Here is a 9,547-nt window from a genome sequence, read left to right as displayed (position 1 = left end):
GAGACTGAACGGTCAGAGGAGACGGTCGGCGGACCGATCGTGCCGCCGCCACCGTCGGAGCTCGATCGGCTCTACAAACTGGCGAGGATGGGCAATATGAAGCGAATTCGCGATCGCGCCGCCGATCTCGAGGGACTCGGCTCTCAATACGTTCCGTTTGCCCGAAAACTGCAAGCGTTAGCTCGCGGTTTTAAAGATCGAGCGATTTTAGCCTTCATCCAGCAATATCTCTCTGAAGAGGAATCGCCGTAGACGTAGCAACTCTCTCACCATCGAGGGTACAGAGGGGCGATCGCGATTTTCGTGACAAATCGATCGCCCCGCGTTAAGATGTGACTAGCCGGTCATGTGACTGGGTAGTCACACGCGAGTTCGAGTCCGTCGCCATGCCCAAACCCACCTTTTTCAACCTTCCGCCTGAAAAACAAGACACCATCCTCGAGATCGCCATCGAGGAGTTCGCCCGTCACGACTACGGGGTGGCGTCGATTTCTCGACTCGTCAAACAAGCCCACATCTCGAAAGGGAGTTTTTACCAGTATTTCGAGGACAAACAGGATCTTTACCTGTACCTCGTGGATTTAGCGATCGAGAAAGAAGTCGAGTTTCTCCTCGCCGTCGAACCGCCCGAATCTCAAAAGGGGTTTTTCCCTTATCTGCGATGGTTGTTCGAACGCAGTAGCGATTTCGTCACCAACGATCCCCGTTGGTGTCAATTGCTATACCGAGCGTCGTATGGCGACTTTCCTTTTCGCGATGAAGTCCTACACCGCACGCAACTGACCTCGCGATCGTATTTACAAGACCTCGTTAAAGCTGGAATCGAACGGGGTGAAATCACCGAGGACATCGATACAGATTTAGCCATTTTTGCGATCGATGCGTTGTGGGAAGGTTCGCGATATTGGATTCCTCGAAAACTCGCGATCGATTTTAAAAATATCGATCGTGAAGATATCACTGAAGACAAAATAAAATTTGTCCGACAGTGGTTTGACGGTCTAACTTACATTCTCGAAAACGGAATTAGTACTAAAAAACATCAGAATACGCCCCATTAACCTTAAAAACATCTACTCGAATCGCATTAAAAGATTATAAATTGTTGGACGCACAAACAATTTATAACTGTTTTTAAAATTTTTATCTTCAATCTTGGTGCGTACAAATAAAACTGGCGCTCGGCACTGAGAAGGTTTCGAGTCCAAACTTTTACTGTCAAAAAAGCTAATCTATCGACCCATGAACCAACTGTCCGAACCGTCTTTTTCCCAACTTTCCCAACCCAAAAAGATCGCAAAACCGGCATCTAAACCCAAACGATACAAACCCTGGATTTACGCCGCTTCGATCGCCACCTTCGGTCTTTTTACGGGAGTCGCGATCGTCAGTCGCCTCGAAGAACCGACCCAAAGCGCCTCTGTAACAGAAGTGGCCGGATTGCCCGTGCGTACCGTTGCTGCCCGCACCGCTCCCATTCAAAGCTGGGTGTTCGGAGACGGCAACGTTCGCGCCGTCCGCGCCAAACACCTGACGTTTGAAATCTCGGGAACCGTCAATCAGATCGCCCAAATCGACGGACGGGAATTGCGAGAAGGCGATCGCGTCTTCGCCGGACAACTCCTCGCCCGAGTCGACGATCGCCAACTGCAAGCGGACTTAGCCCAATCTCGCGCCGCCGCCGCCGAAGCTCGCCAACAAGAACTGTCTGCGATCGCCCAACAACAGCAAGCCCAAGCCCAAGTCGGACAAGCTCAAGCCCAAGTCGGACAAGCTCAAGCCCAAGTCGCCGCCGCCGAAGCCGAGCGATCGCGAGCGGTTCAAAACGTCACCCGCGCCGAAGCCGACGTGCGCCGGGCCGAATCGAACCTCGAACTGGCCGAAGCTGACTTCCACCGCTACCGCGATCTCGTCGAGCAACAAGTGGTCGAACGGCGACAGCTCGACGTGGCGCGAAACGCTTACAACGAAGCCCAAGCGAGCCTCGAGTCTGCCCGTGCCGCTCTCAGAGCTGCCCACGACGACGTGCGAGCTGCCGAAACCCAAATCGCGGCCGCCCAGAGCCAAGTGACCGCCGCCGAACAAAACGTCATTGCGATCGAAGGGAGCGTGCGAGCGGCAGATTCCCAAATCCAAGCGGCCCGAGCGGGAATCGAATCCGCCGACGCGAACATTACTCGCAGCAGCGTCGAAGTCGAAGACAGCCAAATCGTCGCCCCCTTCGACGGGATCGTCGCCTATCTCAACGTTCGCCAAGGGGAATATTGGAACCCGCAAATCGTCAATTCCGGCAGCTATCAAGACCTCATCGAATCGATTCCGATCGTCATCATCGACCCCAGCCAGTACGATGTCGAAATCGAACTTCCCGCCTATGAAGGGCAGCAAGTGCGCCCCGGCCAACGGGCGATCGTCGTTCTCGAACAAGATATGACCGACGCTTCGCAAACTGGGTTGACGAGCGAACAACTGACGGAAATCGCGGTGGCTGAAGGGACGGTGTTTTCTGTGAGTCCTTCCGTGACGCCGGGACGACGGGGGGTCGAAGTCACCGTTCGCATTTCTGAGGGGGAAGAAAAGCTGCAACATGGGGCGCGGGTGCATACCTGGATTGCGACTGATGAAAATCCCAACGCGATCGTCGCGCCTTATCGCGCCTTTGTGTACCGCGATCGCAACCCCCATGTCTTTGTGGTGAATCCCGACACCCATCGCGTGGAAGAGCGCACTGTGGAACTGGGAATCGAAGGGTTGTCGCAACAGGAAATCGTGCGAGGCGTCGAACCCAACGAAGCGATCGTGGTCGAAGGCCAAAACCGCCTCGTGAACGGAACGCCGGTTGAAATTATCGAGTAGGCGATCGCCTCACTTCACAATAACGATGTCCGAACCTCCATTATCTACCCACACTTCGAGCGATCGCGTCTCGCCCTTGAGTCGATTTTTCTTCCTCGAGACGATCTTTGGAATGCTGCTGGTGCTGTTGCTGGTGATTAGCGGTCTCTTGGGAGCCAGCAGTATGGTGAAAGAAGGCGATCCCGATATCGACGTGGCGATCGCCAGCATTTCCACCACTTGGCCCGGTGCCGATCCCGAAACCATCGAAAACCAAGTTACCGACGAACTCGAAAAAGAACTCAAATCTCTCAAAGGACTCAAAGAACTCAGTAGCGCTTCCTTTGACAGTCAATCGGAAATCGTTGTCGAATTCGTCGCCGACGCCGAGACGAACGAAGCGATCGCCCAAGTTCGCGCCAAAGTCGACGAAGCCGAAGCCGAGTTACCTGAAGAAGCGGAAAAACCGACGATCGAGCAAATTTCGAGCCAAGACACCCCCATTTTGAGCGTTGCTTTATACGGCGACATCGACATGGCGGTATTGAGTCGCGCCGCCGACGAGTTGCAAGACCTCCTCGAACGGGTTCCCAACGTGCGCGAAGTCAACCTCGGCGGACAGCGCGAAGAGGTGGTTCACGTGCAACTGATTCCCAGCCGTCTCACCACTTTGGGAATTTCGCCGACGCAAGTAGCCCGCGCCATTCAAACAGGAAACCGCGATATGCCCTGGGAGCGTATTGAAAGCGACGACATCGGGGCGCAAGTTCGCTTTTACGGTCGATTTCGCAGCGTCGAAGCCTTGAAACAGCTTCCGGTGGTGCGGTTGGGTAACGCCAGCGCCTCTAAATCCGAGGGACGGGTGGTGTTACTCGGGGAAATCGCCGAGGTGCGGCGAGATTTGGAACGGGAGGAAACCCGCGCCTTCGTCAGTTACGAGGGGAACGCATTTCAGCCGACGATTAACGTCGATATTGTCAAGGTTCCCGGTTCGGACACCATTCAAACCATCGAAGCCAGTTTGGAAGCCTTGGAAGCGGCGAAAGCCGATCCGACTCTCTGGCCGCACGGGATGGATTACCGCGTCATCAACACCGACGCCGACACGATTCTCGAAGACCTCGACAACCTGTTTTCTAATGCGTGGCAGGGGGTTTTGGCGGTGTTCGTGGTGTTGTTGTTGGCGTTGACCTGGCGCGAAGCGATTATCGCCGGATTGTCGATTCCCCTAACGTTTTTGGGAGCGTTGGCGCTGTTGTGGATTTTTGGCTTTACCCTCAATACGATGGTTCAGGTGGGGATGATTCTGTCGTTGGGGCTGTTGGTGGATGTCTTCATTTTGATGATGGAGGGGATGCACGAGGGAATTTTCGTGCAGGGGTTGCCGTTCGATCGCGCGGCGATGAAAACGTTGAAAACCTATGCACTTCCGGCGTTTTCAGGTCAGTTAACGACGATTTTGGCAATGGTTCCCTTGATGGCGATCGGGGGAACGATGGGGAAATTCGTGCGCTTGATTCCCTTGAGTGCGATCGCCTGTTTGGTGTTGAGTTATATCATCGCCTTGTTTGTGGACGTTCCCCTATCGCGGTTTTTGTTGGGGAAAGTGAAGCACACGGGAAAAGCCAGTCGCATCGATCGCCTGTCGAAAGCGGCGTCTGATGGGTTTCGCGAATGGAGTCTGCGGAATACGGTTCGCAACAAAGCCACGGCGCGATTTTGGACGATGGGTGCGTTGAGTGCATTCGTGTTGAGTGTGGTGTTAGCGGGATCGTTATCCTCGAATTTGTTTCCTGACGACGACGCGCGCAAACTCAGCGTTAATGTGGAACTTCCGCCGACGACCACGTTAGACACGTCTCAAACGGTGGCCGACGAGATTGGCGAAATTCTGCGATCGCAACCGTATCTCGAAAGCGTGACGAAATTTGTCGGCCAGCGCAGCCAACTCGTGGAAGAAAGTGGGATTCAAGCCAATACGGGAACCTATTTAGTGGGGTTTTCGGCGATGTTTACGCCGCAACGAGAGCGCGATCGAATGTCGTTCGAGTACGTGGAGGAACTGCGCGAGGCGTTGCAAGTGGCGATACGTCAGTATCCCGGTGCGTCGTTGGTAGTGAACCGTCAGTTAACGGGGGAAGGCGGCGATCCCATTGCGATCGAGATTTCGGGTTCCGATATGGACGAACTGCGGCGCATTTCAGGACAGGTGCAGACGGCGTTACGGGAAATTCCCGGTTCGGTGGACGTTCGCGACGACTTAGGTGCGTTGCGTTCGGATATTAAGCTGCGGCCGCGACGAGAGGCGATCGACTTTTACGGCTTTGACGCAGACGATTTGGCGATGCAAGGTCGTTATTTGATGACGGACAACGACATCGGCGACTATCCCATCGGCGGCGGCGAGGAGGATTTGGAAATTCGTCTGAGTACGGTTTGGCCGTCTCGCGAGGGGGCTGTTGGCGGCCCGACGCGCCTCGACGAGTTGGAGACGTTGCGGTTGGTTGCGCCGGATGGAACGTTGGTGGCGGGGCCGGAAGTGTTCGACCTCGAGTTTGGCGTCGCACCGCTGTCGATTACTCACCAAGACGCACAGCGAACGGTAACGGTTTTGGCGAAGAATAAGGGTCGCAGTCCCGGTGAAATCGTGTTTGGGGATTTGGTTCCCAAGTTAGAGGAACTGGAGAAAACCTGGCCGCAGGGGTACAGTTATCAGATTGCTGGGGAGTTGGAAACGCAAAGCGAAACCTTTGGGTCGGCGGGACAAATGGCGATGGTGGCGTTTTTCCTGGTGTTTTCGGTGTTGGTGATTCAGTTTGGGTCGTTTACGCAACCGTTGATTATCATGTTGGTGATTCCGTTTGCGTTAATTGGGACGTTTGGCGGATTTTTCCTGTTGAACATTCCCATTTCGTTTCCGGCGGTCATTGGGATTATCGCGTTGTTTGGAATTGTGGTGAACAATGCGATCGTAATGGTGGAAACGATGAACGCGCACCGCGAGAATGGGATGGACGTTCGCCACGCGGCGGCGCATGGGGTGTCCGATCGCCTGCGTCCGATTTTAACCACCAGTATTACAACGATCGTGGGGATCGTTCCGTTGGCGTTGAGCGATCCGATTTGGTTTCCGCTAGCGTCTGCGATCGGGTTTGGGTTGGTGGCGTCGACGTTAATCGCGATGTTGGTGACGCCGGGGTTGTATTTGCAGTTAACGCCGGAACGGAAAAATAAGGAGGCGATCGCGTTTCGCAAAGGTGCTGAATTGTCATAATCTCAAGCATGGCAAGGTTGGCGATAGCTTTGCCATGTTTGGCTTTTGTTAACCCACATTTTGTACTTTGATTTTGAGTGCATTAAGTAGTACGAGAAGACGATAAAATCAGCCGGAAATCAGTTAGGAATTAAAATTGATAAAAAAGAAAAATTCGGGTAAAAATGACATTTAAGAAAAAATCAGTTGAGATCTGGTCAAGTCAAACCACTCAAACCCAAAAAATGACTCAAAATCGGTTGGATACGGAATCCCGTATTATAGGGCGAAGCCGACGCAGCTCTGCGAGCTTGCATCGCAGAGAACGTCGGTGTGGACGCAGGTTCCGCACACAGCCCCTCCGCTAGGGAACGCGCACCGAGAGAGATACTTCTGAAGAACAAATTGTTTTGTTAGTGGAAGATAGAGCCAGATGGCATAAGATTACGAATTATCATGGGCTAAATTTTGCCTAATTGTTGCCGCTTTTTGGAAATCGGATTTCGTATAAATTCACTGCATGACGACGTTGTAAGAGAGATCTTTCAACTCTTCAGGGGGTAGCTCGGCGACAATTGCGTAAATATACGTATTATCTGCCCACAAGACGATCCGAGGTTTTCCCGGCTGACTGATGTAGAGTTTGCCCGATCCCGTTTTCGGAAGAGACAGGCGATCGGTTCGCGTATCGATTTGGTAAAACGAGATCGTGTGGTTGTCGTCGGTAGTGTAGGTGTAGCGCAAACCGGGAATTTTACCGAATTCACACAGACTTCCCCCCATTAACCGAACGTCGCGACGCGCGATGGTGGGGGTGGTGTCGTCGAACTCGAACTGGCGATCGAAGCGATCGATAATAGCTGCGAGATCGCTGGAATTGAAATCCATCGGTCCTTGTTTGCGACTCATGGCATCCATATGATCGTCGGCCAGTTGCTCCAAGCCGTCCCAATTGTTCGCCAGAACTGCCTCTGACGGCATCACGAGCGCCCCAAAGTCTGCACGTTCCCACGCTAGTTCGACTTCAGCGTCCTGTAAATTCTGACGCAAGCGGAAGTTGTCCGCCGCCAACGCCACCGCTGCCACCGCTGCAATTCCGCTCGTCCACACTTGCCACCCACCCCAGCGACGACGGAAACAGCGAGGAGATTCAGGAAACGGGGCGATTTTGGGTTCGGGTCGAGCGGGGTCTTCGGAAGGTTCGGCAGCGATCGGGTTCTCAGCCGGGGGTTCGGAGGTCGCGGCCGCGAGGATGTTATTCCGCAGGCGTGGCGGTGGCGGCGCGTTCGGCAGACCGTAAGGCATGACGCCGAGAACTTCGTACAATCGAGCCACTTCGACGGCCAGTTGGGGGTCTTGTTGCAAGTAGGCTTGAAAGCATTCGGCTTCCTCGGAAGACAAATCTCCGAGAACGTAGCCTGCGGCGAGTTCCTGTAATCGTTCTGGAGGTAAAGCGTTAGTCATCGTCCGTGTGTTAGCCAATCCAATCTCGTAAATGTTCTCTGAGTTTGAGCAAACCTTGGCGCGATCGCGTTTTCACCGTTCCCAAAGGCAAATCGAGATAGGCGGAAATTTCCGATTGACTCATGCCTTGGTAGTAAGCCAGTTCCAAAACCTGACGGTATTTCGATGGCAGGTCGTCGAGGGCATCGCGGACTCGGTCTCGACGTTCTTGTAGGGACACTTCGTCAAACGGTGTCGTGGAAACGATGGCATCTTCACTCATGGCGGTTCCCCAATTGCCCAAAAACTTTTGTTTGCGTCCGCGCGATCGCAGTCGGTCGATCGCTCTCGATCGCGTCAGCATGGTGAGGAACGTACTGAGAGACCCCCGTTGGGGATTATAGTTCTGTTTTCGCCACAGAATTAAAAAGATCTCTTGGGTGAGGTCTTCGGCTTCTTGAGGAGCTTTGAGAACTTTCAACGCCAAGCCGTACACAATGCCCCCGTATCGATCGTACAGCGTTCCCAGTGCAGAGGAGTCTCCCGCTTGGAGGCTTTGATAAAGTTCGATATCGCTTGGAGACATGGGTAAGGTGGCTTTGGGACTCACGCTAATTATCGCTCCTCTCATCCGTCGGTGCTGGCTCTCGCGATCGGGTCTTTGTCTTGAATACGCGTCGAATCCGGCGGTGGATTTCGAGGGATACCGTCGGTTTGGGATCGGTCGAACGAAGAGATTCGCCCCGAACGAGAACCCCAGCATCTTTAGAGATACCGGGGTTTTTGGCTCGATATCGGGGGCATATACGAGAGCGCTCGAGACGGGAGCGTTACTGAATTACCGAAAAACCGTACGAGTTCAGTTCGAGTGTGAGGTGTTGCGAACTGCCAAAGCGATGTCTCGAGGTTTCTCTGTCGAGCGTTTCGATCTTATCCCCGTACGACCTCGGGACGATCGGTCATGTAGCTGAGGAGCCAGTTAGCCATCGTTGCGCGGCGCGTGTCTCGCGGATCGAACTCACCAATTTTGTAGCCTTTAAAGCCCAGCTTTTCTTTTAAAAGCTGTTTGTTGGGTTTGGGGATCGATCGCGTGAGTTTGACCGTTGGCGGACGGTTGGCGATGAAATTCGGCGGTTCGGGATAGTCCTGTTTCCAGTCTTCGGAGACTTCTGAATTATCCCAACGCTGGGTCGCCTCGTCGTATCGATACCCGAGATAGTGCCAAACGAGGCGGTTGACGGTATCGTCGTCGAGGTCTTCGTTGAGAATTGCCCAAATTGTATCGGTGTTTAACGGTGGTAATTCAGACATCGCGGTGTAGGTTTGACAGAGTGAAACGAGCGATCGCCAAACTGAGGCGAGCGCGTTCGATCGAAGACAGATCTGCCCAACTCCGCTCTGAGTTCGACACGAGGTCGGCGCGATCGCCGCGCATGGCATAGGCGAAAGGACGGGCGAGAACTTGCAGGTCGTCGATCGACCAGTTGGGTAACAACCCTTGTACGCAGCGTACCAAACGATCGGCAACAGATAAATTCGCGGCGGCCAACTCGGTGGCTTGACAGGCGATCGCCTCGAGAATCTCTCGGGGAACTCGAGCGCCGAATTTCTGGTGGAGTTGGGTTTCCAGCCAACAGGCGTCGAGACGTTGGAAAAACGCAGAACAGCGATCGCCGATTTCGAGATCTTCGAGATCGAGGCTTTCTTCGAGACGGTTGAATCGGGCGTTCGCTTCGCGATCGACGGGATTCCAGGGATACGAACAGTCGTCACCGAGCAAAATCGCATCGAGCAAATCCAGTTCGGCTTGCACTTGACCCGATGCAGCAGAGGTAGATTGCCGAGAGGACATCATCATAAGACATTGGAAAAACACGACAGAACGACGTTCTAAAAGACAGTCAGGAGCTTGTGACAGTTATTCGACTGTCTACACTCGAACTTTTCTTAACTACATCACGATTTCTGGGCTTTCCGCAACCGTGGTTGGAGCTGGGGAGAGGGGGAGAAGGGGAG

General features: G+C 53.8%; 7 protein-coding genes and 1 pseudogene. 4 read left to right on the top strand and 4 right to left on the bottom strand.

Annotated elements, in window-relative coordinates:
* The 4 genes and pseudogenes from POG22_RS00525 to POG22_RS00510 all read left to right on the top strand — a co-directional run.
* Positions 1–252 (top strand): annotated as a pseudogene (locus POG22_RS00525) (hybrid sensor histidine kinase/response regulator); the annotation flags it as partial.
* A 134-nt stretch (positions 253–386) separates the two neighbouring features.
* Positions 387–1,061, top strand: coding sequence for a TetR/AcrR family transcriptional regulator (locus POG22_RS00520; RefSeq protein WP_063717511.1), 675 nt, complete (start codon positions 387–389; stop codon positions 1,059–1,061).
* 181 nt (positions 1,062–1,242) lie between these two features.
* Positions 1,243–2,856, top strand: coding sequence for an efflux RND transporter periplasmic adaptor subunit (locus tag POG22_RS00515; RefSeq protein ID WP_498903019.1), 1,614 nt, complete (start codon positions 1,243–1,245; stop codon positions 2,854–2,856).
* A gap of 25 nt (positions 2,857–2,881) precedes the next feature.
* Complete coding sequence (locus tag POG22_RS00510) at positions 2,882–6,109, top strand: efflux RND transporter permease subunit (protein WP_063717509.1); 3,228 nt, start codon at positions 2,882–2,884, stop codon at positions 6,107–6,109.
* Positions 6,110–6,601: 492 nt separating this feature from the next.
* Here POG22_RS00510 and POG22_RS00505 read toward each other — a convergent pair whose 3' ends face one another.
* From POG22_RS00505 to POG22_RS00490, 4 genes are all read right to left on the bottom strand, one after another.
* A complete protein-coding gene (locus POG22_RS00505) occupies positions 6,602–7,552 on the bottom strand; it encodes a hypothetical protein (protein ID WP_498903016.1) in 951 nt (316 codons plus the stop codon).
* A 10-nt stretch (positions 7,553–7,562) separates the two neighbouring features.
* On the bottom strand, positions 7,563–8,141 hold the full coding sequence (locus POG22_RS00500) for a sigma-70 family RNA polymerase sigma factor (protein ID WP_026097977.1): 579 nt from the start codon (positions 8,139–8,141) through the stop codon (positions 7,563–7,565).
* A gap of 320 nt (positions 8,142–8,461) precedes the next feature.
* Positions 8,462–8,842, bottom strand: a complete 381-nt coding sequence (locus POG22_RS00495) for a DUF1823 family protein (protein WP_063717506.1) — start codon at positions 8,840–8,842, stop codon at positions 8,462–8,464.
* The gene (locus POG22_RS00490; RefSeq protein WP_063717505.1) at positions 8,835–9,389 is read right to left on the bottom strand and encodes a hypothetical protein; all 555 of its coding nucleotides are present in this window, start codon (positions 9,387–9,389) and stop codon (positions 8,835–8,837) included. Before POG22_RS00490 ends, POG22_RS00495 begins: the two co-directional genes overlap by 8 nt.
* Positions 9,390–9,547: the final 158 nt, after the last annotated feature.

The sequence above is a fragment of the Geitlerinema sp. CS-897 genome (assembly GCF_028368005.1).
GTDB lineage: Bacteria > Cyanobacteriota > Cyanobacteriia > Cyanobacteriales > Geitlerinemataceae > Baaleninema > Baaleninema simplex.
Note: the sequence above shows the minus strand (reverse complement) of the source record. Positions and strands in the feature narration are given on the sequence as shown.